The sequence below is a fragment of the Nonomuraea sp. JJY05 genome, from assembly GCF_043496855.1.
Taxonomy (GTDB): domain Bacteria; phylum Actinomycetota; class Actinomycetes; order Streptosporangiales; family Streptosporangiaceae; genus Nonomuraea.
On the sequence record NZ_JBIEIS010000019.1, the window covers coordinates 174,735 to 199,443 of the forward strand.

The 24,709-nt window shown below is 71.4% G+C and carries 22 protein-coding genes and 1 pseudogene; 10 read left to right on the forward strand and 13 right to left on the reverse strand.

Translation table 11 applies throughout. From position 1 onward, the window contains the following. Positions 1 to 2: 2 nt before the first annotated feature. The 7 genes from ACFKCF_RS29530 to ychF form a co-directional block, all read right to left on the reverse strand. Positions 3 to 2,312 carry a type IV secretion system protein gene (locus ACFKCF_RS29530; RefSeq protein ID WP_394498524.1) on the reverse strand — a complete coding sequence of 770 codons (2,310 nt, stop codon included), beginning with the start codon at positions 2,310 to 2,312 and terminating at the stop codon, positions 3 to 5. Further along, entirely contained in the window at positions 2,309 to 4,786 is a 2,478-nt protein-coding gene (locus tag ACFKCF_RS29535; RefSeq protein WP_394498525.1) for an ATP-binding protein, read from the reverse strand. The genes ACFKCF_RS29530 and ACFKCF_RS29535 overlap by 4 nt, the downstream gene beginning before the upstream one ends. A 47-nt stretch (positions 4,787 to 4,833) precedes the next feature. Then, positions 4,834 to 8,304 carry a TcpE family conjugal transfer membrane protein gene (locus ACFKCF_RS29540; RefSeq protein ID WP_394498526.1) on the reverse strand — a complete coding sequence of 1,157 codons (3,471 nt, stop codon included), beginning with the start codon at positions 8,302 to 8,304 and terminating at the stop codon, positions 4,834 to 4,836. Positions 8,305 to 8,359: 55 nt separating this feature from the next. Next, positions 8,360 to 8,641 carry a hypothetical protein gene (locus tag ACFKCF_RS29545; RefSeq protein WP_185068535.1) on the reverse strand — a complete coding sequence of 94 codons (282 nt, stop codon included), beginning with the start codon at positions 8,639 to 8,641 and terminating at the stop codon, positions 8,360 to 8,362. A 45-nt stretch (positions 8,642 to 8,686) separates the two neighbouring features. Further along, on the reverse strand, positions 8,687 to 9,406 hold the full coding sequence (locus ACFKCF_RS29550) for a conjugal transfer protein (RefSeq protein ID WP_394498527.1): 720 nt from the start codon (positions 9,404 to 9,406) through the stop codon (positions 8,687 to 8,689). A 624-nt stretch (positions 9,407 to 10,030) separates the two neighbouring features. After that, a complete protein-coding gene (locus ACFKCF_RS29555; RefSeq protein WP_394498528.1) occupies positions 10,031 to 10,363 on the reverse strand; it encodes a hypothetical protein in 333 nt (110 codons plus the stop codon). Between the two features lie 213 nt (positions 10,364 to 10,576). After that, complete coding sequence (gene ychF / locus ACFKCF_RS29560) at positions 10,577 to 11,653, reverse strand: redox-regulated ATPase YchF (protein ID WP_387836043.1); 1,077 nt, start codon at positions 11,651 to 11,653, stop codon at positions 10,577 to 10,579. A gap of 79 nt (positions 11,654 to 11,732) precedes the next feature. Here ychF and ACFKCF_RS29565 point away from each other — a divergent pair, with 79 nt between their 5' ends. After that, positions 11,733 to 12,989: a DNA recombination protein RmuC gene (locus tag ACFKCF_RS29565; RefSeq protein ID WP_394498529.1), complete on the forward strand. Its 1,257-nt coding sequence runs from the start codon at positions 11,733 to 11,735 to the stop codon at positions 12,987 to 12,989. 15 nt (positions 12,990 to 13,004) lie between these two features. Beyond that, complete coding sequence (locus ACFKCF_RS29570) at positions 13,005 to 13,511, forward strand: DUF6542 domain-containing protein (protein ID WP_394498530.1); 507 nt, start codon at positions 13,005 to 13,007, stop codon at positions 13,509 to 13,511. On the opposite strand, the gene ACFKCF_RS29575 is transcribed toward ACFKCF_RS29570, so the two are convergent. Further along, positions 13,508 to 14,473: a 4-hydroxy-3-methylbut-2-enyl diphosphate reductase gene (locus tag ACFKCF_RS29575; protein WP_394498531.1), complete on the reverse strand. Its 966-nt coding sequence runs from the start codon at positions 14,471 to 14,473 to the stop codon at positions 13,508 to 13,510. The genes ACFKCF_RS29570 and ACFKCF_RS29575 overlap by 4 nt on opposite strands. A 100-nt stretch (positions 14,474 to 14,573) precedes the next feature. Here ACFKCF_RS29575 and ACFKCF_RS29580 point away from each other — a divergent pair, with 100 nt between their 5' ends. The 4 genes and pseudogenes from ACFKCF_RS29580 to ACFKCF_RS29595 form a co-directional block, all read left to right on the forward strand. Beyond that, positions 14,574 to 15,668 (forward strand): hypothetical protein, encoded by a 1,095-nt coding sequence (locus tag ACFKCF_RS29580; protein ID WP_394498532.1) that lies wholly within the window; start codon positions 14,574 to 14,576, stop codon positions 15,666 to 15,668. A gap of 27 nt (positions 15,669 to 15,695) precedes the next feature. Next, positions 15,696 to 16,919: an exodeoxyribonuclease VII large subunit gene (gene xseA / locus ACFKCF_RS29585; protein ID WP_394498533.1), complete on the forward strand. Its 1,224-nt coding sequence runs from the start codon at positions 15,696 to 15,698 to the stop codon at positions 16,917 to 16,919. A gap of 25 nt (positions 16,920 to 16,944) precedes the next feature. Next, positions 16,945 to 17,301 (forward strand): VOC family protein, encoded by a 357-nt coding sequence (locus ACFKCF_RS29590; RefSeq protein ID WP_394498534.1) that lies wholly within the window; start codon positions 16,945 to 16,947, stop codon positions 17,299 to 17,301. A 9-nt stretch (positions 17,302 to 17,310) separates the two neighbouring features. Beyond that, a pseudogene (locus ACFKCF_RS29595) lies at positions 17,311 to 17,793 on the forward strand (MBL fold metallo-hydrolase); the annotation flags it as partial. A 137-nt stretch (positions 17,794 to 17,930) separates the two neighbouring features. On the opposite strand, the gene ACFKCF_RS29600 reads toward ACFKCF_RS29595, so the two are convergent. Genes ACFKCF_RS29600 through ACFKCF_RS29610 form a run of 3 tightly spaced genes read right to left on the reverse strand, consistent with a single transcriptional unit; the run spans position 17,931 to position 19,371 of the window. Beyond that, positions 17,931 to 18,200, reverse strand: a complete 270-nt coding sequence (locus ACFKCF_RS29600; RefSeq protein ID WP_394498557.1) for an exodeoxyribonuclease VII small subunit — start codon at positions 18,198 to 18,200, stop codon at positions 17,931 to 17,933. Between the two features lie 20 nt (positions 18,201 to 18,220). After that, positions 18,221 to 18,751, reverse strand: a complete 531-nt coding sequence (locus ACFKCF_RS29605) for a DUF4245 domain-containing protein (RefSeq protein WP_394498535.1) — start codon at positions 18,749 to 18,751, stop codon at positions 18,221 to 18,223. Between the two features lie 11 nt (positions 18,752 to 18,762). Next, positions 18,763 to 19,371 (reverse strand): TetR/AcrR family transcriptional regulator, encoded by a 609-nt coding sequence (locus tag ACFKCF_RS29610; protein ID WP_394498536.1) that lies wholly within the window; start codon positions 19,369 to 19,371, stop codon positions 18,763 to 18,765. Positions 19,372 to 19,611: 240 nt separating this feature from the next. On the opposite strand from ACFKCF_RS29610, the gene glpX reads away from it, so the two are divergent. Then, positions 19,612 to 20,646, forward strand: coding sequence for a class II fructose-bisphosphatase (gene glpX, locus ACFKCF_RS29615; RefSeq protein ID WP_394498537.1), 1,035 nt, complete (start codon positions 19,612 to 19,614; stop codon positions 20,644 to 20,646). A gap of 45 nt (positions 20,647 to 20,691) precedes the next feature. Here the strand turns inward: glpX and ACFKCF_RS29620 are convergent, their stop codons facing one another. Further along, positions 20,692 to 21,342 (reverse strand): DUF1707 domain-containing protein, encoded by a 651-nt coding sequence (locus ACFKCF_RS29620; RefSeq protein WP_394498538.1) that lies wholly within the window; start codon positions 21,340 to 21,342, stop codon positions 20,692 to 20,694. Positions 21,343 to 21,416: 74 nt separating this feature from the next. Then, entirely contained in the window at positions 21,417 to 21,968 is a 552-nt protein-coding gene (locus tag ACFKCF_RS29625; protein WP_394498539.1) for a TetR/AcrR family transcriptional regulator, read from the reverse strand. 74 nt (positions 21,969 to 22,042) lie between these two features. On the opposite strand from ACFKCF_RS29625, the gene ACFKCF_RS29630 reads away from it, so the two are divergent. Genes ACFKCF_RS29630 through ACFKCF_RS29640 form a run of 3 tightly spaced genes read left to right on the forward strand, consistent with a single transcriptional unit; the run spans position 22,043 to position 24,708 of the window. Next, a complete protein-coding gene (locus ACFKCF_RS29630) occupies positions 22,043 to 22,750 on the forward strand; it encodes an SDR family oxidoreductase (RefSeq protein WP_394498540.1) in 708 nt (235 codons plus the stop codon). 50 nt (positions 22,751 to 22,800) lie between these two features. Beyond that, positions 22,801 to 23,496 (forward strand): DUF998 domain-containing protein, encoded by a 696-nt coding sequence (locus tag ACFKCF_RS29635; RefSeq protein WP_394498541.1) that lies wholly within the window; start codon positions 22,801 to 22,803, stop codon positions 23,494 to 23,496. A gap of 39 nt (positions 23,497 to 23,535) precedes the next feature. Then, entirely contained in the window at positions 23,536 to 24,708 is a 1,173-nt protein-coding gene (locus ACFKCF_RS29640; RefSeq protein WP_394498542.1) for an MFS transporter, read from the forward strand. The last annotated feature ends 1 nt before the right edge of the window (position 24,709 follow it).

Genomic DNA, 24,709 nt, shown 5'->3' on the forward strand with positions numbered 1-24,709 from the left:
GTTCAGTCCTTGTCCGGGCTGCTCGGCTTGAGCCAGAACGGCACATCCGGGCTGTCGCCTCCGGAGCCGCCGTCGCGCCCGCCGCGCAGCCAGAGGGGCGGGGCCTCGGAGGCGCGGGACGAGGGCTCGTCCGAGCCGAAGATCCGGGGGCCGGACGGCCTGGAGCCGCCGCCCGACCGGGCGGCGCCGTTGGACCTCGAACCGCCGCCGAACAGCCCGCCACCCGAGCCACCGCCGGAGCCGCCCCGCGATCCACCGTCCGAGCCGCCTCGCGATCCGCCGCCCGAGCCATTCGAGCCGCGGCCGAGCAGCCCGCCGCCGGACCCGCGAGAGCGCGTGCCGCCCGAGCCGCCGAACCGGGAGCCGCCGAACGAACCGCGCGACCCCGACGACGAGCCGCCGCGGGACGCCCAGCCGCCGCCGGACCGGCCGCCGAACCAGCCGCCCGCCGAGCCGCCGCCGGAGCCACCTGAGCCGCCTGAGCCACCGGCGGCGGTGCCACCGGTCCCGGCCGCGCCGGCCACCCGGGGGCCGCCCGCCGCCGGACCGCGCGTGCGGGTGGGCGCGCACAGGTTGAGCGGCGGCGCCGTGCCCCTGCGCGGCTCCATCGGAGCCCTGCCGGCCGCCTTGCCGCCCTGCTGGTCGGTGTCCAGCGGCGCGGCCGTGGCAGGCACGCGGGTGCCCGAGGGAACGCCCTCGCCCTCCTCGGCGCGTACCCGGGCCTGACCGGCGGTGGCCGCCGCCGTGGCCGCGGCGCCCGCCGGGTTGGCCGCGCCGGCCGCCCTGATGATCGGCTCGGCCTTGCGCAGCCCCCAGCGGCCGATCCTGGCCGAGGCGACCGGCGGCAGCGCGCCCGCGGAACGCTCGAGGACCGACGAGCTCGCCGCCTCGCCCAGCATGCGGGTGGTGACCGTGTGGCCGTTCATCGAGGCGAACAGGTGCTGGAACGGCCTGCGGTAGAAGAACACCGCGATCGTCAGCAGGGCCATGAACAGCACCTGCAGGCCCCATGGCATGGCCGTGGAGATGATCAGCGCGTACCCGTAGACGAGGACGCTGAGCACCAGCGTGAGCACGGCCTGTCTGAGCAGCGTGCCGACGAGCATCTCCACCCAGCGCATGGCCACGATCCGGCCGCTGCCCGGATGGACGCCGATCAGCAGGAACACGGGCCCGAGGATCAGCAGCAGCAGGAAGCCCACCTTCAGCACCAGCAGCGAGACCGCCACCAGGAAGATGAGCAGCCCGGCCACGATGGCCGCGATGAACGCGCCGACGGCCACGCCGAGCCGGTTGGACCAGTCACGGCCGGAGAAGACGGTGTAGACGGGGTCGTTCTTGAGCTTGTCGGCCAGCGAGGCGTACTCGGACTGGCGGGCGCCCACGTCGGGCGCCGGCTGGCCGGCCACGGCCCGCGGGACCGACTGCATCTCCAGCACCTTGCGGCCCCAGTCGCGCACGATCGGCTGCTGCGGGTCGGCGGTGCCGAACAGGCCCACCAGCCACGGCTTGCAGACCAGCGTGGACCACAGCGCGTCGGCGTTCTGGTCGACGCCCGGCGTGCCCGTCTGGGCGTAGCCGCCCGCCTGGACCTTCGCGTCGCCCCCGCCGGGCGGCGGCAGGCAGGAGGCGCCGCCCGCGCCCGGCAGGCCGGAGAAGGCCGAGTTGACGACCTCGCCGGTCTTGTCGGTCACGACCTTGCCCAGGCCCGTGAAGTCGCCCGGACGGCTGAGGAACCAGACCGCCACGGTGACGGCCAGCACCATCCAGATCACGCCCTCGGCGGTCGTGGTGGCGCGCTTGCGGATCAGCCCGTACCAGGCCAGCCAGATGGCGCCGAGGATGACGATCGGCTGGAGGAAGGGCCAGTACATGGCCTTGGACAGGTTCGTGACGATGTCGTCGACCACGTCCTTGATGGCCTGGAGCGGTCCCTCCGTCGCCGCCGCCTGGTACGTGGTGATCGTCAGCCGGTCGATGGCCTTGGCCGCGGTGAAGATGCCGTTGGCCCACATGTTGCCGAGCACGGCCACGTAGTCGGAGCAGCCCAGGTCGTGGGTGTGCCAGAACTGGCCGCTCATGCCGAACTGGGCGTAGTTGGTGGTCGGCGCCTGCGGCCCGCCCTCGGGGGCCGGCGCCTGGATCAGGCCGTCGGTGCCACCGCCGACCATCTCCGGGTTGAGCGGGCCCGACAGGTCACAGGGTGCCGCGGCGGCCGGGGCAGACAGCCCGCCCACCACGATCGGCACCACGAGAATGCTCGTGACGAGCGCGAGCGCCAGTGCGAGCCGTCGAGACAGCCTGATCCTCATGACCGTACCTCCTGCGCCCTGCCCACGCCCCCCTGAAGATCATCATGCCCGCTGCCGTCGGGTTTGTCGTGCGTCGGGTTCGTGTCGAGCCAACGGAGAAGTTCCTCGGAGATCAGGTCTACTCCGATCCGCCCCGCCCTGCCATCCAGATCGCGGAATACGCATTCGCCGTTGCCGAGCGAGCGCAGCACGGCCTTGTGCTCTTCCGACGGCTCCACCCCGAGCAGGGACATGACGTGCTCCACCTCCACCCGTTCGGTGGACCTGAACGCGAAGACGGACGACAGGCAGTTGGTCACCTGCTCGTTGAGCAGGTCGCCCGCGTTCTGCGAGACCAGCACGAGAGCGGTGTTGCGGGAGCGGCCCATCCGGCTGACCTCGGGCACCAGCTTGGCGCCCTCGGGCGTGGAGGTGATCGCCCACGCCTCGTCCAGGAAGATCGCCTTGGGGGCGCGCCGGTCGAGGCCGTTCATCAGCCTGCGCGCGAACTGGGAGACCAGGTAGAGCAGCGCCACCGACAGCCGCTGCTCGTAGGAGTAGTCGTCCCTGGTCGTGGCCACGTCGGGCAGCGTCAGCCCGCCCAGCGTGAACACGGTCGTCCACCCCTCGCTGTCGATCTGATCGCCGCCCGAGGGGTCGAAGCAGAGCCTGGCCAGGTGCATCTCCGACATGGAGCGCAGCACCGCGCCCAGGTTCTTCGACGCGGGGTCGTCGGCCTGCTCCAGGAAGTCGACGACCTTGCCCAGCGACGGGTCGGGCGCGTTGGAGACCGCGGCCACCGCCTGGATCATCGCCGACTCGCGCTCCTCCGACATGCGGGGCAGCAGCAGCCGCAGCGTCTCGGTGGCCATGGTCTTCTTCGCCGCGATGTCGTCGCCGAACGAGAACGGGTCGAGCAGCCCCGGCGCCGCCGACCCCAGCGGGATGATGCGGGCCTTGCGGCCCCGCTTCTCCAGCAGCCGCACCAGCGACTCGGCGTCGCCCTTCGGGTCGATCACCGCGACCGTCACGCCCCTGAGCGCCATCTGGTAGATCATCAGCAGCGCGAGCGTGGTCTTGCCGCCGCCGGGCTCGCCGGTGATCGCGATGGCGGTCGGCCGGTTGCGGGTGGCCGCCACCAGCGGGTCGAAGTGCACGATGCTGCGGGCCCTGCCGACGGTCTCGCCGATGTACGGGCCGAGCCAGCCCTCGGTGCCGTCGCCCAGCCGGTCGCCGAGGTCGACGGTGGCGGTGGCCATGCCGCCCGCGATGGTGCGCAGGGGCTGCCGCTGGGCGTAGGCGTTGACGCGTACCTTCTCTCCCGGCAGCGTCTCGCAGAACAGCGAGAACTGGTCGCCCGTCGAGTTGACCACGTCGATGCCCATGTCGCGGTAGTGCTCGACGACCGCCTCCACGCGCTGCACGCACATGTCCTCGGTGGGGGCCGACACGATCAGGCGGTGCCAGCCGTACACGAAGGGCAGCCGTTCCTTCGTGATGCCGTGCTCCAGCATGCGGGCCGCGTCAATCTGCTCGGCCAGCGCCAGCGGCGCCTCCGCGCCGGCCTCGCGGATGTGGTGGTCCATGTCGCGGGCGTGCGCGAGCTTGCGCGCGACGTCCTTGGACGCCTTGACCGGCGGGATCAGCCGCATCCGCGACGAGATCTCCACGGGGAAGGCGAGCTGGTCGGCGAAGTGCATCCACGGCTCGCCGTCCGGGAACGGCATGAGGTCGGGGAACCTCGCGAACGACAGGTAGGCCACGTACGAGTCGCCCTGCGGCTGCACGATGCGCAGCAGCGACCTGCCGTTGTGGATCTCCCCCTCGACCAGCGACTCGATCTCGCCCTTGCCCCAGCGCCGCTTCGGGCTGGCCGACGGCGGCGGGTCACCGAGCGCGCCCGCGGCCGCGTGCTGGAACAACCACGCCACCTCGACGGAGGTGGCGTGCCGGGCGTAGAGGGCGCTCGACGTGAGTGCCCGGCCGAGGCGTTCGGCCTGCTCGGTCCAGCGCCCGATCTCGCTGTCGGGGACGTGGTCGTCCTCCATGCCGAGTGCCTTCTCGGTCTTCTGGTAGAAGCCGAAGAGCTGGGACAGCACGCCGGCGCCGAGCTGCTTGCCGCGCGGGCCGAGCCGCACGCCGAGGTAGACCTCCTTGGACCAGAAGTCCTTCGCCCAGACGTGCCGGTACATCTCCTCCAGGTAGTCGCGCCAGCCGGGCCCCTCGTCGGACGTGGCGTTGAGCGTCATGGCCCACTCGGCGGCGGGGTACGTGCGGTGCGCGACCCTCAGGTGCACTTCGGCGTCGGGCATCCTGATCGCGGCCAGCGCGATCGTGATGTTGGTGGCCAGCGCCTCGCGCTCGTCGGGTGTGACGAACTCGTAGCTGACCGTCGGAAGGCGGAAGTACGCCCATGCGGAGGTGTCCGTGAGCAGGATGCGGTCGTCGAAATACCGGACCGCCAGGCGCTGGTGCGCTCGTGCCGCCCTGCTCATGCCGCCCCCTCGGCGCATGAACGGGCCAGACCTGCTCGCTTGTTCACTTATCGCTCACCGATTCTCGTGCCCGGGGGGTCACTCGCCAACTCCTCTTCGCTCGGTCGGACGGTCTGTGCCTGTGCCGCGAAGCCCGCGATCACGACGCCGGCGAGGGCGAGATAGGCCCGCTTGCCGGCCGCGCGCAACTGCCCCGGGTCGACGACCTCCGCGCCCTCGGGCGCCAGACCGTCCTCCCAGGGGACCCTGACGATGGCCCGGCACCTGCCTCTGGCCACCGACTCCGCCTGCTCGACGTCGGCCATCGAACGCCTGCTCACGCCGTTGACCACCATGACCGCACGCCTGCGCAGCTCCGCGCAGCCGTGCCCGTCGAGCCACTCGTACGTCATCGCCACCGCCTCGGACGCCTCCTCACTCGCGGGGACCACCAGGACGAGCTGGTCCGCGTACGGCAGGAGCCTGGCAGCCAGCGCGGCGGCCGGGTCGATGACGGCGAGCTTGTAGTGGCGGTCGAGAAGGCGCATGGACTCGCCCAGCCGGTGGTCGGAGAAGAACGACCGGTCGCTCAGCCGCTGCTCGGCGCCCGCGTCGGTGTCCGCGCTGATCACCTCCAGCCCGGAGGCGGTCCTCGTGGTGTACCCACGCATGGTGAGATACCCGCTGACGCGGTCGAGCCCGGACAGCAGCGAGGTGAGTGTTTCGGGCGTCTCCGGCTGGATCTTGCTCGTCAGGGTGCCGCCGCCGGTGTTGGCGTCGACGGCCACGACCCTGTCGTCGCGGTATTTGGCGAAGGTGTGGCCCAGCATGAGCGCCGTCGTGCTCTGACCGGCGCCGCCGGTGCAGCCCAGGACCACGATCCTGCGGCTGCCGCCGAACACGCCCCTGGCCCTGGCCTCGTCGATCTCGGACCCGTCGGTCCTGACGCCGCCTCCGCCGACGACCACCTGCGCGATCCTCCGCCACCCTCCGGAGTCCCGCCCCACCACCGACTCGACCCGCCGCACCCGGCCTTCACCTGGGCGAGGGACGGGCACGGGAGCAACGAACTCGCCCCCACGCTCATGCGCCGCCCCCCCGTCCCGGCCATCGCCGGCGCTCGCCGGCACACCCCGGCCATTGCCTCCACTCGCCGCCGCACTCCGACCGTCACCGGCACTCGACGCACCCCGGCCATCGCCTGCACTCGCCGCCGCATCCCGACCGTCACCGGCACTCGACGCACCCCGGCCATCGCCTGCACTCGCCGCCGCGCCTCGACCGTCAGCGGCGCCTGTCACGGCGCCCCGGCCCTCAGCAGCACCCGCCATCGTGCCCCTGGAGTCGTCGGCGCCCGCCGCCGCCACGCGCCGATCACCGGCCGCGGGACCACGCGCGTCGGGCACACCCGCACCTCGGTCGCCGCGCGTGCCAGGCGCGGTCACGCCTCGGTCGCCGCGCGTGCCGGGCACGACCGCACCCGGCGCATCACCCTTCGCCGGGAGTCGCCGCACCGTAGACCGCTCGGGCCGCTCAGCCATCGACCGCTCGGACCGTTCAGCCGTAGACCGCTCAGACCGCTCAGCCGTCGACGGCTCGGGTCGTTCAGCCGTCGGCCGCCCGGGACGCTCAGCTGTAGACCGCTCGGGCCGTTCATCGGCCGCATCGGGCTCCTGCGCGTCAGCCCCGCCGGGCACTTCGGCGGCCCGCTGGGGGACGCCCCGCTCCGGCTCCGCCTGCGCCGCAACCGGCGCTTCCACGTCCTCGGGCGCATCCACGCCGTCAGGTCCTTCGGCGGCCTCAGCGACCGGCGGCGGCGTATCGCTCTTCGGGGCCGCACCAGGCGCGTCCATGCCGTCGCGCATCTCGGCAGCGCCGCCGACCATGGCATCGCCAACCGTGGAGTCGCCGATCGTGGCACTGCCAACTGTGGCATCGCCCGTCGTGGAGTCGCCGACCGTGGAGTCGCCGACCGTGGAGTCGCCGACCGTCTCCGGCGCGTCGCCCTTCGGCCCGTCGTCCGCCATTCCAGGCGTGTCCACGCTGCCGTGCGCATCCGGGACCTCCGCCACCGGCTGCGGCACGCCGGCGTCCGGGGCGTCACCGACCGCGCCCGGCACGTCGCCCGATGCGTCGGGCGCGTCGCCCGCCGTGCCCGACGTCCCAGCCGTCGTGCCCGGCGCACCTGGCGTCTCAGCCGTCGTGCTCGGCACGCTGCTCGGCGCACCTGGCGTCGTGCTGGGCTCAGGGCTCGGTGTACCCGGCGTGTCGGCCCTTGGGGTCGGCGCCGTGTCCTGTTGGGGCGGGGTGGTGGATGCGGGGTCGGAGGAGCTCGTGCCGGGCCTGGTGGCGGCGGGCCGAGGCAGGGGCTTGGCGTCGGGGTTGAGCGGCGGCCAGACGCGCTGCGAGCCGGACAGCACCAGTGACGGGCCCAGCCGAGGCGGCTGCCCCTTCCGGTGCTGGTCCCGCGCGACCTCGTCCTCGCGCCGTTCCTCGCGCTGGGCCTCGGGCCGGTCCTCGCGTCGTTCTTCGGGTCGGTCCTCGGGCCGTTCCCGGTCCCGCCGCTGGCCCTCCATGCGTCCCGAAGGTTCGGCGGGGGCCTCGGCGCTCGCCGCGAGCCGGCGCAGCCGCCGCAGCGCCTCGGTGTCGATGGGCTTCACCGCGGCGGGCTTGTGGGGCTCCGCCTCCCTGGCCGCCCCGGCCGCCTCACGGTCGGCGGCTTCCCTTGCGTCCCAAGCCGCGGCATCCCTTGCGTCGCCGCGCTCCCTAGCCGCGGCGTCTCTCGTATTCCCGCGCTCCCAAGCCGCGGCATCCCTGGCGTCCGCGCGTTCACGGACAGGCGCCTCGGCGCCCTCGTGGACGTCGGGTGGCAGGGCGTCCTGGTGGCGTCCAGGGCCGCCTGGAAGGGCCTCCTCGCGCCGCAACGCACCGACCCCGGCCCTCGGTGCCGGAGGCGGGGCCGTCTCGCGTACCCGGGCCTTGAGGGCGGGCGCGGTGCCGCGGCGGGTGCCCCAGCGGCCGGTGCTCTGCTCCGACACGGGAGCCTGGGAAGCGGCGGCGGCCGCGGCCGCGACGGCCGGGCGGACCTGGCGCGGGCCGGCGATCCGCTGGCCCTCGCGCCGCCGCTGCGGCTGGCGGACCTTGCGGGGCGCCTTCGACTTGGCCCGCGCGGGGGTGGTGCGCCACACGCGGGCGGAGAACGTGATCGTCTCGGGCTCCGACATGGGCGCGAGGCGGTACCACGCCTTCGGCTGGCCCAGGTAGCGGAGCTGGGACTCGAGCAGCTCGGTGAGCCGCTTGCCCTCGATGACGGGACGGGTGGACAGCCACGTCACGATCCCGGGCGGCACGAGGTAGAGCACGTGCCACGGCATCTCCACCGGCACGCCCACCAGGACCAGCAGGAGCGACCACGGAACGAACACCCCGACGAAAACGCCGATCCAGACGATCGGCAGCGGCATCGGCAGCCGTAGGTCGTACAGCTTGTAGAGCCGCTTCTCGATCCGCCAGATGTTCGTATATGTGGGCAGGTCCACGCCGGTCCTCCTCTCCACCCGCTCGTACATGACCGCCGCGGAGCGGTCTCAACCCTTACTTGATGCCCAGTGCGCCCGCGATCGCCTTCGCCGTCACCTCGATGATGTTGGGAACGTAGAAGATCACGCCAATGGCCACAGCCAGTATCAAGAACTGCACGAAACGTGTGATCTCGCGGGTGAAGAGGAAGAAGAGCGCGACCACGGAGACGACGACGAGGAACAGCGGGGCGAAGAACCCCCGCAGGAAGTTGGCGAGACCCCCGGTGTCCGGGCCGGTCGCCGGGGGCGTCGGCGTCAGTTCGATCAGGTGGAGCAGAACGGTCTTCAAGGTCACTTCTTGTCCTCCCGGGGGGTACCGATGAGCGGCGTGGCCGTGCCTCTATCCAACGACCCGGCCGGCACCGCGAATGTCGGCGACGAACCACTTGTCGCCCTGCTTCTCGACGGTCAGCCGGTAGGCCATCTCCAGCGTGCCGCCCACAGCCGCGGGATCGGTGGCGTCGGGGGTGGCGGACGGCTCGCTGTTCGGCACGACCCACACCACGACCGCCTGGATCTCTCGGGTGGCACCCCCCACAGGCACCACGACCTTCTTCAGCTCCCTGAACGTGAACGTGCCGCCGAAACTCGGCAGGGTCCGGCCCGCGGCGACGTAACGCTGCAACCCGGCCGCGTCGCCGGAGGCGTAGTCGGTGAAGAAACCCTTCAGTTGCTCTTTGAGCTCGCTCGCGGTGGCCTCGTCGGTCTCCGGCGCGGCGACCTGCGGCACGTCGGCCGGGGACGGGGCGGGCAGCACCGCGGGACGGCCGACCACGGCGAACCTGCCGCCCGCGTCGTCGCCCGAGTAGTAGAGCGGGACCGACAGCATCAACCTGCGCGGACCCGACTGGAAGGCCACGCTGACCAGGGCGTTGTGGGCGTCGCTCGCATCGATGTCGTACGGCTGGATGGCCACGGCCGCGAACTTGCCGTAGCCGTCCCAGCCCATTTGCGGATCCATGCCCTCGGCCAGGAAAGCGGCCAGCTTACGCGACCTGCTCGCGGCGTCGTCCGGGCTGAAATTGAGATAGACCCCGGCGAACTGGGCGGCGAAAGCCATGCCCCGGTCGGCCGGAAAACCATGGTGAGCAGGCGCGACGCTATTGGGCGCCGTGCTCGTTTGTTGGGTGAATCGCTCAAATGGGGCACGAACCCCATTCACCACGACAACCACGATAACTGCCCAGAGAATGACACGGCCGGCCCAAACCAACCACCGCCCGCCCCCGCCCGACCAGCCGCCGCGCCGCGGCCTGCGAGGCGGCGGCGCGTCGAAGTCAGCCGTGTCAAGGCGCGCGGAAAGCTCGGGGTCGCCAGCGATCCGAGGATCGTGCTGGACGGTAGACCTACGAGCCATCACGCCTCCGCTCGCGCCGATCCCCCCGGCTGGCGCGGTGTCGTCCGTTGCCGATCCCCATCATCCGCGGTGAAGTAGTCACCCTATCCGGTCTCCGCCATTGTTCCAGGAAAGCCACGCCCATGCTGCGGCATGACCGCCCTGACGGCAAACCGGGTCACAGGGCAGGCCTCATTGCCGATTCCTGAGACTTCCCGGTGGAAACATCTTTTGACCAGGCCAGATACCTAAATTGGCATAGCGCGACAGCCACGGATTCCTGTCCTGTCGGGCATGGACTCTCGCTACCTGCGGATTCGGTATGGATCGGGGAGCGGAGTCAGGATGTCAGGCGGGCTCCGGGTCCTGGGTGGGCCGCGGCTGACGCCTGCTGTGCAGGTCCACGACCGTCGGCTGGGCCCCCCGGTCCAGGGAGACGACCGTCGGCTGCACCGCCCGCTCCAGAGAGCCGCGCAGGTCCGCCAGCATGTCGGCGGCGTCCCGCTCGCGCATGCGCGTCGCCATCTCGTTGCGCTCCTCGACCTTCCTGCGGAGGTACGCCTCGCGGTTGACGCGCAGGCCGTACATGAGCTCGACCCTGATCAGGGCGAGCTCCTCCTCGAGGCTGATGCCCGCGAGAGTGGGTGCAGGACGTCGTTTCCGGATGATGCGACGGATCATTGAGGGCCTCCCGAGTCAGCGTGAACGCCGTGACGATTCGACGCGCGGGGGCCCAAAGTGGTTGACGCATCAGTTGTCCCGGGATCAGACGTCCTACCGATTCCCGGGATCAGACGTCTGAGTGGGGCATCTCCGCCGTCACCGTCGGTAACTTACCGTAACGAACGGCGGCTTTCCGTGATTTCGCACGGGACACCCCGGCCCGGGCCCTGCTCAGACGTTGAAGCGGAACTCCACCACGTCGCCGTCGCGCATGACGTACTCCTTGCCCTCGACGCGGGCCTTGCCCGCCGCGCGGGCGTTGGCGATGGAGCCGACCTCGACCAGGTCGTCGAAGGAGACGACCTCGGCCTTGATGAAGCCGCGCTGGAAGTCGGTGTGGATCACGCCGGCCGCCTCGGGCGCGGTGGCGCCCTTGGGGATCGTCCAGGCCCTGGTCTCCTTCGGCCCGGCCGTGAGGTACGTCTGCAGGCCGAGCGTGTCGAAGCCGACCCTGGCGAGCTGCCGCAGCCCCGACTCCTCCTGGCCGACCGACTGGAGCAGCTCCAGCGCCTCCTCCTCGTCGAGCTCGACCAGCTCCGACTCGATCTTGGCGTCCATGAAGACCGCCTCGGCGGGCGCGACCAGCGTCGCCAGCTGCTCCCGGAGCGCGGAGTCGCCCAGCTCGTCGGCGTCGAGGTTGAACACGTACAGGAAGGGCTTGGCCGTCAGCAGGTGAAGGTCGCGCAGCTCCTCGCGGTCGAGGCCGCTCTCGAAGATGGTCTTGCCGGTCTCCAGCACGCTCAGCGCGGCCTCGGCGGCCTCCAGCGCGGACTTCTTGTCCTTGTTGTTGCGCGCCTCCTTCTGCAGGCGCGGGATGGCCTTCTCGACCGTCTGCAGGTCGGCCATGATCAGCTCGGTGTTGATGGTCTCGATGTCGCGCTTGGGCGAGATGTCGCCGTCCACGTGCGTGACGTCGGGGTCGCTGAAGACGCGGACCACCTGGCAGATCGCGTCGGTGTCGCGGATGTTGGCGAGGAACTGGTTTCCCCTGCCCTGCCCCTCCGAGGCCCCCTTGACCAGGCCCGCGACGTCGACGAACTCGACCTTGGCGGGCAGGATGCGGGCCGAGCTGAAGATCTCGGCCAGTTTGGGCAGCCGGTCGTCGGGCACGCCCACGATGCCCACGTTGGGCTCGATGGTGGCGAACGGGTAGTTCGCGGCGAGCGCGTTGCCGGACTTCGTCAGCGCGTTGAAGAGCGTGGACTTGCCGACATTTGGCAGACCGACGATACCGATAGAGAGACTCACGGAGCCCAAGTTTACGTGCTGAGCGTAACGAGCGTGTCGGGCCGGAACGGCGCGCCGGAGTCCTGCAATCATCGATCGAGTGGATGTCGTCTCGCTTGTCGTAGGTCTGGGCGCCGGGTTCGTCATCGGGTTCCTGGTGGCCAGGACGCGGGCCGCGGTGCGGGTGGCCGAGGCCGAGGCGCGGGCCAAGTCGGCCGCCGACAAGCTGGTCTACGTCGAGGAGCAGCTCGCCGAGCGCTTCCAGGCCCTGTCCACGCGCGCCCTCGACGTCAACAACATCCGCTTCCTCGAGCTGGCCGAGACCAGGCTGGCCGCCAGCCGCGCCGAGGCCACGGGCGATCTGGAGCAGCGCAAGCAGGCCGTCGAGCACCTGGTGGAGCCGCTGAAGGACGCGCTCGCCCGGGTCGAGTCGCAGCTGCGCGACACCGAGTCCGGCCAGCGCGCGGCCCGCGCCGAGCTGGCCAAGCAGATGGAGTTCGTACGGCAGAGCAACGAGCAGCTGCGCTCCCAGACCACGGCCCTGGTCAGGGCTCTGCAGCGGCCCGAGGCGCGGGGCAGGTGGGGCGAGCTCCAGCTGCGCAGGGTCGCCGAGATCGCCGGCATGCAGCGCTACTGCGACTTCGACGAGCAGGTCACCGAGGGCTCCATGCGCCCCGACATGGTCGTCAGGCTCGCCGGCGGCAAGAACATCGTGGTCGACTCCAAAGTCTCGCTGGCGGCCTATCTGGAGGCCGCCGAGGCGTCCGACGAGAGCCTCGCCACGGTCCGGCTCGACGCCCACGCCCGGCACGTCCGCGAGCACATCGACCGGCTGGCGGCCAAGTCCTACTGGCAGGGGTTCAACCCGTCGCCGGAGTTCGTGGTGCTGTTCATCCCCGGCGAGGCGTTCCTGGCCCCGGCGCTGGAGCGCGATCCCGGGCTGCTCGAATACGCGATGACGCGGCGGGTCCACATCGCCACGCCGACGACGCTGATCACGATGCTGCGCACCGCGCACTACGCCTGGCAGCAGGCCGCGCTGAGCGAGAACGCGCGGGCGGTGTTCGAGCTGGGCAAGGAGCTCTACGAACGGCTCTCGTCCCTCGGCAGGAACGTCGAGTCGCTCGGCAGGGCGCTGACGCGGGCCGTGGAGGCGTACAACAAGTCGGTCGGATCACTCGAAAGCCGCGTCCTGGTCACCGCGCGCAAGCTGCACGATCTGGGCGTCGTGGACGGCGATCTCGACTCTCCTGAGATGCTCGAAGGCCTGCCCAGACCCCTGGCGTCCCCAGAACTGCTGGAAACCTCGCCTCTGCTTTCCCACTCGAACGGTAAGTTGGCCAACGGGTCGCAATAAATCGGGGGTGGGGCATTGGGTGAGAAGAGGCGTTCCGCGGTCAGGCTGACCGCTCGCGGCGCCATCGCGCTCGCCCTGGTCTGCACCTTGGCGGGCTACGTGCTGGCGACCCTGCTCGACCTCCAGTACGTCGTGGGCGCGGCGTTCGTGCTGTCGAGCCTGCTGGGCGTGCTCCTGGTCAACCGGCGCGAGCTGCTGTCGCTGGTGGTGACGCCGCCGCTGGTGTTCTTCTGCGCCACGCTCTTCGTCGAGCTGGGGCGCGCGTTCGGCTCGGTGTCGATCGTGCAGTCGCTGGCGCTGGGGCTCTACACGTCGCTGACGCAGGGCGCGCCGTGGCTGTTCGCGGGCTCGGCCGTGGTGCTGGGCGTCGCGTGGCGGCGCGGGCTCCGCGACAACGTACGCGAGCTGCGGGAGGAGCTGAAGGCGGGCGCGGAGGTGCCGCGCCCGCGCCAGCCGTTCGTGCCCGAGCCGGAGGGCTACTTCGAGCCCAAGGTCTACGGGACGCCGCGCGGGGACGACTAGGAGGCCCGAAGGTCCTTGCGCAGCTCGTGGGGCAGGGCGAAGCGCATGCTCTCCTGCACCGACTCGACCTGGGTCACGTCGTCGAACCCGTGCTTGGCCAGCCGCTCCAGCACCTCGTCGACCAGCTCCTCCGGAACGGAGGCGCCGCTGGTCACGCCGACCGTGGTGACGCCTTCGAGCCACTCGTCGCGGATGAAGGAGGCGTTGTCGACCAGGTAGGAGGCCTCGGCCCCGTAGTCCTTGGCCACCTCGACCAGGCGCTTGGAGTTGGAGGAGTTTTCCGAGCCGACCACGATGACCAGCTGCGCCTCGGCGGCGATCTCCTTGACCGCGACCTGCCGGTTTTGCGTGGCGTAGCAGATGTCGTCGCTCGGCGGGTCGATCAGCGTGGGGAAGCGCTCCTTGAGCCGGGCGACCGTCTCGGTGGTCTCGTCGACCGACAGCGTGGTCTGCGACAGCCAGACCAGCTTGCTCGGGTCCTTGACCTGCACTTTGCCGACCGCATCGAGCCCGTCCACGAGCTGGATGTGGTCGGGGGCCTCACCGGAGGTGCCCTCGACCTCCTCGTGACCCTCGTGCCCGATCAGGAGGATGTCGTAGTCCTGGCTCGCGAACCGCCTGGCCTCGTTGTGCACCTTGGTGACCAGCGGGCAGGTGGCGTCGATGGTGCGCAGGCTGCGCCGGCGCGCTTCGTCGTGCACCGCCGGGGACACCCCGTGGGCCGAGAACACCACGATCTCGCCCTCGGGCACCTCCTCGGTCTCGTCGACGAAGATGGCGCCCCTGGCCTCCAGCGTCTTGACGACGTGGGTGTTGTGGACGATCTGCTTGCGCACGTAGATCGGCGCACCGTACTGCTCCAGGGCCTTCTCGACCGCTACCACGGCTCGATCGACTCCGGCACAGTAGCCACGTGGCTTGGCTACGAGTACTCGGCGGGAAGTGGGGGTCTGCGGCTCCATACTTTCTATGCTACGTGGAGCGGCCATCAGGCCCGCGCGTGCGTGGTTGCCCGCGGTTTGCCAGACTGGCCGTCCATTACTGACCTCCCAGGGAGACGTCATGTCCCTCAGCGACGTGATACGCAACATCGCCAAGACCGTCACCAACAAGGACGAGCTGAAGGAGAAGGCCAAGGACCTTCCGCTCCTGTTCATCCAGACCACGCTCAGCGCGGCCGGGCAGGCCCTGCTGGTCGTGGACCGGGTGAAGAACTCCATCAAGGGCCTCGGCAGCAAGGAGGAGCAGGAAGAGGAGTCGCGCGACTCGCGCCCCTCCGCCGCCGAGCAGGTGGCCGCGGCTCCGGCCGCGGAGGAGGAGAAGCCGGCCCGCAAGGAGCCGGTGATCTTCGCGCCGCGGCCCAGCGCCGCCGAGCCCAACGGTGTCGCCAAGACCAAGCCCGACCCCGTCATCTTCGCTCCGGCGGGCAAGTCGGAGTCGGCGGCCACCGCCAACCCCGAGACCGCCGCCCCGGCCGCCGAGCCCAAGCCCGCCGCGACCGAGCAGCCCAAGCCCGTGCCCGCGGAGGAGCCCGCGGAGGAGCCCGCCGCGGCCGCGAAGGCCGCCGAGCCCGCCGCCGCGGAGAAGCCCGCCAAGGCCGAGCCCAAGCCCGCCGTCGCGGAGGAGGCCGAGCCCAAGCCCGCCGAGGTCGCCGAGCCCAAGGCCGCCGCCGTGGAGGCCGAGCCGAAGGCCGCCGTCGCGGAGGAAGCCGTCAAGGCGGAGCCCGTCGCGGAGGAGCCCGTCGCGGAGGAGCCCGTCGCAGAGGAGGTCGTCGCGGAGGAGGTTGTCGAGGCCAAGCCGAAGCGCACCCGCAGGACCACCAAGAAGCCCGCCGCGGCCAAGAAGCCCGCCGCGACCGAGGAGCCCGCCGTGGCCCCCGAGGCGACAGTGGCCCCGGAGCCCGCGTCCGCGCCGGAGCCCGCCCGCGCCCCCGAGCCCGCCGCCGCGCCCGAGCCGGTCGCGGCCGCCCCCGTGGACCTGGCCGAGCCGCTGCCCGGCTACTCCGAGATGACCGTCGCGTCCCTGCGCGCCAGGATGCGCGGCAAGACCGCCGAGCAGATCAGCGACTTCCTCGCCTTCGAGAAGGCCACGAAGTCCCGGCCCGAGGTGATCAAGATGTTCGAGAACCGCCTGGCGAAGCTGCAGGCCGGAGAGTAGGTCGTACCGACCCCGTAGTCTTCCGGCATGAGCGAGAAGACCTCACCCGAGTCTCCCCTGCCGATCCGTACGGTCCTGCAGATGGTGGGCGGTTGGATCGGCAGACTCGGCACGGTCTGGGTCGAGGGCCAGATCACCGACCTGAGCGCTCGTGGCGGCACGGTGTTCATGACCCTGCGCGACCCGGTCGCCAACGTGTCGGCCAAGGTCACCACCCCCCGCGGGGTCTACGAGGCCGCCGTGCCGAGGCCGGCCGACGGCGCCAGGGTCGTGATGCAGGTCAAGCCCGACTTCTGGGTCAACAGGGGCTCTTTCGCCTTCACCGCGCTGGAGATCCGCCCGGTCGGCGTGGGCGAGCTGCTGGCCCGGCTGGAGCGGCTCAGGCAGCTGCTGGCCACCGAGGGGCTGTTCAACGCCGACAGGAAGCGGCGGCTGCCGTTCCTGCCCGGCACGATCGGGCTCATCTGCGGCCGCGACTCCGCGGCCGAGCGCGACGTGCTGGAAAACTCCCGCAGGCGCTGGCCGGCCGTGCGGTTCAAGGTCGAGGAGGTGGCCGTCCAGGGGCCTTACGCGGTGGGCGAGGTGACCGAGGCGCTGCGCAAGCTCGACGCCGACTCCTCGGTCGACGTGATCGTCATCGCCCGCGGCGGCGGCTCGCTGGAGGACCTCCTGCCCTTCTCCGACGAGACGCTCGTACGCTCGGTGGCCGCCTGCCGCACCCCCGTGGTGAGCGCGATCGGCCACGAGCAGGACAGCCCGCTGCTCGACCTGGTGGCCGACGTACGCGCGTCCACCCCCACCGACGCGGCCAAGAAGGTCGTGCCCGACGTCGGCGAGCAGCTCTCGCTGGTGCGCCAGCTGCGCGACCGGGGCCGCAGGGTGCTGAACGGCTGGCTCGACCGCGAGATGTCCTGGCTGACGTCGGTGCGCTCGCGCCCCTCGCTGGCCGACCCGGTGCGCGAGCTGGAGCGCCGGGCCGAGCAGGTCGAGTCGCTGCGCGACCGGACCAGGCGCTCGCTGTCCGGCTCGCTCGACCGGGCCTCCGACGATCTCGTCCACCTGCGTGCCCGCCTGATCGCGCTGTCCCCCGCGGCCACGCTGGAGCGCGGGTACGCCATCGTCCAGCACCCGTCGGGCGAGGTCGTACGCCTGGCCAAGGACGTCTCCCCCGGCTCGCTGCTGACGATCCGCCTGAGCGACGACCGCCTGACCGTCCGTGCGGAGGACCCGGGCGAAACCGGGGACACGTGACCGGTCCGGGGTCTACGTTCGGCGCATGAGAGGACTCGTGCAGGTCGCCCAGCACGCCGACGACCTCGACAGGGCCACCGCGTTCTACCGCGACGTGCTGGGCCTGCGGCACATCGCCACCTACCGGCCGCCCGGGCTGGCCTTCTTCGACCTCGACGGCGTCCGCCTGCTTATCGAGCAGGGCGCGCCCTCCACGGTGCTCTACCTGGCCTCCGACGACCTGGAGGCGGACGTGGCCCGGCTGCGCTCGCACGGCGTCGCGATGGTCGAGGAGCCGCATCTGATCTTCACCGACGACGGCACGTTCGGCACGCAGGGCCGGGAGATCCGCATGGCCGCCTTCAGGGACTCCGAGGGAAACCTGCTCTGCCTGATGACCTAGCGTGGGGGTGTGGAGCTAACAAAGTTCACGCATGCCTGCATAAGGGTGGAAGTCGACGGCCGGGTGCTGGTCATCGACCCGGGGATCTGGAGCGAGCCGTCCGCGCTGGACGGGGCGGACGCGGTGCTCGTCACCCACGAACACAGCGATCATGTGGACGTGCTGCGGCTGCTCGGGGCCGGGGTCCCGGTGTTCGCGCCGGCCGGGGCGGGGCTGGACGGGCTGCCGTACACGCCGGTGAACGCGGGCGAGGAGTTCTCGGCGGCGGGCTTCCGGGTGCGGGCGCACGGCGGGCGGCACGCGCTGATCTACGGGAGCCAGCCGGACTGCCCGAACCTCGGCTATCTGATCGACGGCGCCCTCTACCACCCGGGCGACTCGGTGCACGTGCCGGACGAGCCGGTGGAGACCCTGCTGGTGCCGCTGCAGGGGTCGTGGCTGAAGACCGTCGAGGCGATCGACTTCGTACGCGCCGTACGGCCGCGGCACGCGTACGGGATCCACGACGCGCAGCTCAACGAACGCGGACTGGGCACCACGAACGCCTGGCTGGCGAAGGCGACCGACCACGGCTACCGCTGGCTGGCCCCGGCGAGACCGCCTAGCCCCCAGGGCCGCCAGAAGGGGACTCAGAAGGGGGCGTCGTCGGAGTTGGCCGCCGAGGGCTCGGAGCGGCGCGCCATGGCGGCGGCGAGCTTGACCCTGGCCCCCTGGAGCCACTCCTCGCAGACCGCCGCCAGCTTCTCGCCGCGCTCCCACAGCTCGATGGACTGCTCCAGGGTGAGCCCGCCGGTCTCCAGGCGGCGCACCACCTCGGTCAGCTCCTCGCGGGCCTGCTCGTATGAGGGTGCCTTCTCGTCTCCTGCCACGACCACCACCCTAGACGGGGCGGCCGACATCCGCGGAACGGACGGCCCCGTCAGCCCTTGGGGCGCTGCTGCAGGACGGAGGCCAGCTCGGCGAGCTCCGGCCAGTCGGCGGTGCCGGTGATCACGAGCGTCACCTCCGGCAGCACGCGGACGAGCGAGCGCTGGTTCTTGTCCTCGCGGAAGCGCTGCTCCCACTGGACCCCGCCGACCTGCTGCGTGCCGACGGCCTTGTCGGAGTTGGCCATCCGGCTGGCGAACCCGGCCGCCGGCTGCTCGTTGCTCTGCGTGAACATCGCGTGCTCGCGCTTGGCGGTGGCGTAGCCGAGGAAGAGGACCTGAGCGCCGTTCTCGCCCTTGGCGATCTTGTTGCTGTTGGGGACCCAGCCCGCCGGATCCTTCTGCGGCGCCCACACGCCGTACGGCACCGAGTGGCCGAAGTTGGCGACGGTGATGGAGTATTCGAGCTTGGGGATGTGCTGCTCCCGGCTCTGCGGGGTGACCAGCAGGAACAGCCCGGCCGCCGCGAGGCAGACGAACAGCGCTACCGCGTAACCGTAGAAACCTTGGGTGAACCGTCGCACACTTGGCGAGGTTACCCGCTGGAGGAGGCGGTCGCCGAAGTGGCCGGGCGGATCTGGCCGATGATGGCCAGCACCTCCTCGGACAGGCCGCGATCGCCCGTGCGGACGACCTCGGACACGGCCGCCGCCAGCGCGCCCGTGACCACCACGACCAGCGCCCCCTCGTCCTCGAACAGCGCCGCGTTGAGCTGCGCCCACTTGCGCAGCCGGTCACGCATGACCACGTCGAAGCCGGGCGGCCCGTCGCCGCGCAGGAACAGGGCGGCCAGCTCGCGCTCCTCCAGGCACCCGTCGAGGTAGGCGCGGGCGGCGCTGATGAACACGCGCATCGGGTCGCTCTCGCCGGCGGCGCGGGCCGAGCGGGCGGCCTGCTTCGTCCGCTGCGTCTGCCTGGCCTGGAACTCCTCGAACAGCGTCAGATAGAGATCGGCCTTGCCGGAGAAATGGTGGTAGAGGCTGCCCACGCTGGCGTCGGCCCTGGCCACCACGTCGGTCACGCCCGCCTCGGCGAACCCGTTGGAGACGAAGACCTCCCTTGCGGCCGCGAGAAGCGAGCTGCGGGTGGCGGCGCCGCGCTCGGACGTCCGCGGCTGGGCGACCACGTTTTCCACTTCGCTCATGCGATCTCCTCCAGGCTCCATGGTGGAGGCAAGATCTTGGACGCGCACACCGTATGGCGCAAAATCCGTTCTCCGTGATGGCAGGGCAACCCTGTCGAAGCTTACCGATGTCGCCCCCGACCCGCCCCTGCTGCGAGGAAGCGGTCATCTCGGGCAGGAGATGGGCAGATTATCCGCCTCTGGGCGGGAAGAGAGGGACAACTACGATCGACGTAGATTCCCCTTAGGAGGCTGCTCATCATGTCCGATCAGACATCCGTACCGCCCGCGCTCGCCACGGGCGAGCACGCCCCCGACCGCAACCTCGCCTTGGAGCTGGTACGCGTCACGGAGGCGGCCGCGATGGCGGCGGCGCGGTGGGTCGGCCGGGGCGACAAGAACGGCGCCGACGGCGCGGCGGTGAACGCCATGCGCCAGCTGATCAACACGGTTTCGATGAACGGCGTGGTGGTCATCGGCGAGGGCGAGAAGGACCACGCCCCGATGCTGTTCAACGGCGAGCAGGTGGGCGACGGCAGCGGCCCCGACTGCGACGTGGCCGTGGACCCCATCGACGGCACCCGGCTGACGGCGCTGGGCATGCCCGACGCGGTGTCGGTGATCGCGGTGAGCGAGCGCGGCTCGATGTACGACCCGTCGGCCGTTTTCTACATGGAGAAGCTGGTCACGGGCCCCGAGGCGGCCGACGTGGTCGACATCGAGGCCCCCGTGTCCGCGAACATCAACGCGGTCGCCCGGGCCAAGCACTGCTCGCCCTCCGACGTGACCGTGGTCGTGCTGGACCGGCCCAGGCACGAGCGGCTGGTCAAGGAGATCCGTGAGGCGGGCGCGCGGATCAAGTTCATCACGGACGGCGACGTGGCCGGCGCGATCATGGCGGCCCGCGGGGGCACCGGCATCGACCTGCTGCTGGGCATCGGCGGCACGCCCGAGGGCATCGTGGCCGCGTGCGCGCTCAAGTGCCTGGGCGGCGTGATCCAGGGCAAGCTCTGGCCGCGCGACGACGCCGAGCGCTCCAAGGCGTTGAACGCCGGGCACGACCTCAACCAGGTGCTCACCACGAACGACCTGGTCAGGTCCGACGACGTGTTCTTCGCGGCGACCGGCATCACGCACGGCGAGCTCATGCAGGGCGTACGCTTCCGCGCCGGCTCGGCGGTGACGGAGTCGCTGGTGATGCGCGGCCGGTCGGGGACCATCCGCAAGATCGAGAGCGAGCACCAGCTCTGGAAGCTGCGCGCGTACAGCGCGATCAACTTCGACACGGCCGGCTGAGGCTCAGCTGGCGGCGCTTGCGGCTTCGACACGGCCGGCTGAGGCTCAGCGGCGGCGCTTGCGGCGAGGGGGCTCCTTGACCTTCACGTCTCCCGCGAAGTTCGTGGTGCGCACCTCGACGACGGGCGCGCCGGGCTCGGTCGGCTGCTTGGTCAGCCGTACGGACTTGCCCTTGGCGACCCTGATCACCTCCAGCCCCTCCGGCACGTGGATCTCCAGCCCGCCGAAGACGAGGGTGGCGTTGATGATGATCTGCCGGTTCTGCAGGATCGCGTCGCGGAAGTCCAGCTTGGTGGTGCCGAACATGGCCGTCACGTCCAGCTCGGCGGGCACGACCCAGCGCCCGCCGCGCTGCTCCTGCTTGAAGATGGCCGACACGGGACGGCCGTCCAGGTTGAGCGGCTGCTGGTCGGCGGGCAGCAAATCAGTGGTGAGCGCGGCCAGCTCGCCCAGCGTGCGCGCGGAGTAGAGCACGCCGAGCCGCTCCTCGAGCTCGTCGAGGGTGAGCCGGCCGTCGGCGTGCGCGTCCTGCAGCACCTGGGCGATGCGTTCGCGATCGGCGTCGGACGCGCGGAGCTCGTGGGGCGGCGGCACGTCGCTCGCCGCGGGCGGCCGCCGGGCCGACACCCACTCCTCGGCCAGCCGCTCTCCGACTTCCTGCAGCTTCGGCAGCCACGATTGCGCGCGTTCGTTCACACATCCGACGATAACCGGCGCCCGGGATAATCGCTCGTGCCAAATCAGCAGATGCGCTCCGTAAGTCGCGGGAATCAGCTGATGCGCGCCAGAAGTCCGGCGATTTCCTCGGCCAGTTCCTGATTCACTTCGGCGTGGCGGTTGAGCAGCCGGTACCACATCGCGCCGTAGACGAGATCGACGGCCAGCTCCAGGTCCACGTCGGCCGGCACGGCGCCGCGCGCCAGGACCGCGCGCAGGGCAGCGCGGCGGGGATCGATGAGCTTCGCCCGCAGCTCGGCGGCCAGCTCGGCGTCGGACTGGGCGTCGGCCATCAGCCCCACGACGACCTGCCCCGCGACCCCTCGCGCCAGCGCGAACGTCTGCTCCAGGAACGCCACGAGATCGGCCCGCGCGTCCCCGGTGTCCGGCAACCCCCGCACCTCCTCCGCCAGGACGTCGGTCAGGGCCTCCAGCAGGACCTGCGCCTTGGTCTGCCACCAGCGGTAGACGGTCTGCCTGCCGCTGCCCGCGACCTGGGCGATGCCCTTCATCGTCACGCTCTGGTAGCCGTCGCGGGCGCACAGGTCGAGCGCCGCCCGGAGGATCGCCTTCCTGGCCGCTTCACTGCGTGGTCTGCCAACCATGGCGCCCACTTTACAAGACACTGTGCCTCGTTTATATTCGAGGCAAGATGTCTCGTAATGAGAGGACGACGAAGATGCGAGTAGTGATCGTCGGCGGCACGTCCGGCATCGGCCTGGCGGCGGCGGCCCGGCTGGCCGCGGGCGGCGCGGAGGTGGTCGTCACGGGCCGCTCGGAGGAGCGTCTGCGTTCGGCGTTGAAGCAGCTCGGTGACCAGGCACGGGGCGAGGCGGTGGACGCGCGCGACACCGGGGCGATGCGGGCGTTGTTCGAGGGGCTCGGCACCGTCGACCACCTGGTCGTGACCCTGACGGGCCGCGGCGGCGCGGGCCCGCTGAGCTCGCTGACCGGCGAGGGGCTGACCGAGGCGGTGCGCAACAAGCTGGTCCCCCACTTGCTGACCGCGCAGGCCGCGCTGGGCGTGCTGAACCCGGAGGGCTCGATCACCTTCGTGACGGCGGCGTCGGCCGGCGCGGCCCTGCCCGGCATCGCCACGCTGGCGGCGGTGAACGGGGCGATCGAGGCCGCGGTGCCCGGCCTGGCCGTCGAGCTGGCCCCCATCAGGGTGAACGCGGTCTCCCCCGGCGTGATCGACACCGACTGGTGGTCGGAGATCGGCGACGAGGCGCGGGCCGCGTTCATGGAGAGCGCCGCCACGAGCCTGCCGGTCCGGCGCGTCGGCCGGCCGGAGGACGTGGCGGCCACGATCGAGTACGTGGTGCGAAACGCGTACACGACCGGCATCGTGCTGACCGTCGACGGAGGGGCGCGGCTCAAGGCCTGAGGAATCCCGAGCCCTTCCACGCCGTTGATCCCGGCAAAAGGGAGGTGTGCGTGCATCAACCGGCGCGATGGGGTCTCGGTGTGGCGGGCGCGGGCATAGCGGTGATCCTGGGCCTGGAGTTGACCAGCCTCGACGAGATGAACCCGATCAGGCGGACCATCAGCGAGCACGGCCTCGGCCCCGACGGCTGGATCTTCGGGCTGGCGGTGGGGCTGCTCGCGGTCGGGTCGGCGGCCATCGGGGTGTCGCTGGCACGCCAGCGGCTGGCGGGGGTCTTCGGCACCATCGCGCTCATGGGGTGGAGCGTGGGGCTGTTCATGACGGCGTGGTTCGAGAAGCACGACTGGTCGGTCGGCCCGAGCCTGAGCGGGAGCATCCACCGGGTGGGCAGCTTCATCGCCTTCCTCAGCCTGCCGCTGGCCGCGATGATCATCGCCAGGCCGTGGCGGCACCGCGAGCGGTCGCGGGCCACGCTGGTGGCCTTCGGGCTCGGGATCTGCTCGGTGCTGTGGGTGGTGGGCATCGCCGCGGCCATGTTCATCGGGGCGCGCAACGGGCTGGCGTGGTGGCGTGTCATGCCGCTCGGCCTGGTGGAGCGCGGCATGGCCGTGACGGAGGTGGCCGCCCTGCTCGCGCTCGGCGTCTGGGCCGCCGCCAAGCGGCTGGACACGACGGAGCAAACCGGACGCCTGGTCGATGCCGGGGTCGGTGGGCTGGCGGAACGGAGTGGCGGGCCGCTAACCTGACCCAGCCTCACGTTTGATTCCCCCCATCAGGAGGCCGTCGTGCCGTCCTCGCGTGATCGTCAGGCCCGCATCGCCACGTACGTCGTCTATGCCGTACAGGGCCTGTCCTTCGCCTCGCTGCTCATCCAGGTCGCGAACCTGCAGGCCAAGCATGGCCTCGACGAGGGCGCGCTGACGCTCCTGCTGCTGATCGTGCCCGTGTTCGCGGGGGTCGGCAGCGTGGCGGCGGGCACGTTCGCCGCGCGGCTCGGCAGCAAGGTGCTCCTGCGCGTCGCCCAGCCCGTGGTCGCGCTCGCCGTGGTGCTCGTCGGGCTCGCGCCCACCGTGCCGCTGCTGGTGCCGGCGCTGCTGCTGTTCGGCGTGGCGGTGGGCGCGGTGGACGCCGGCATGAACATGCAGGGCGTGGCGGTCGAGCGCAGGTACGGCGTGCAGATCCTCAACGGCTTCCACAGCGTGTGGAGCGTGGCCAGCATGCTCGGGGCGGCGTGGGCGTCGGTGGCCGCCACCCTGCCGCTGCCGGTGATCATGTCGGTCCCGATGGTGTTCGCGCTGGCGGGCTCGCTCGTGTTCGCCCGCGACCTGTGCACGCCGGAGGAGGAGAAGGTCGAGGACGCCCCCGCGGGCGCCGCCGCGGGCGGCTTCCCCTGGCGGCCGATCATCCCGCTCTGCCTGGCCATGGGCTTCCTGTACGTCGGCGACGCCGCCGTGTCGAACTTCAACACCGTGTTCATGAAGAACGTGCTCCTGGCCGGCCCGAGTGTGATCCCGTTGGCCTACGTCGCCTACCAGGCGACCACGCTGGCCGTCCGGCTCGGCGGCGACCTCGCGGTCCGGCGGTACGGGCCCGCCGCCATCGTCAGGATCGGCGGCGTGATCGCCACCCTGGGGTTCCTCGGCGTCGTCGTGGCTCCCAACCAGCCGCTGGCCATCGTCGCGTTCGGCCTGACCGGGGTGGGGCTTTCGGTGGTGGCGCCGCAGTCGTTCTCGGCGGCGGGCAAGCTCGACCCGGCCGGGACCGGTGTGGCCATCGCCCGGGTGAACCTGTTCAACTACATCGGCTTCATCGTGGGCGCGGCCCTGGTGGGCGGCATCGCGGACGCGGCGGGCATGCGGTGGGCGTTCGCCGCGCCGCTCGTGCTGGCCGCCGTCATCATCGCCCTCGCCCAGGGCTTCGAGCCCAGGCGCCAGACCCCCAACCCCTCCGCCGCCTGAG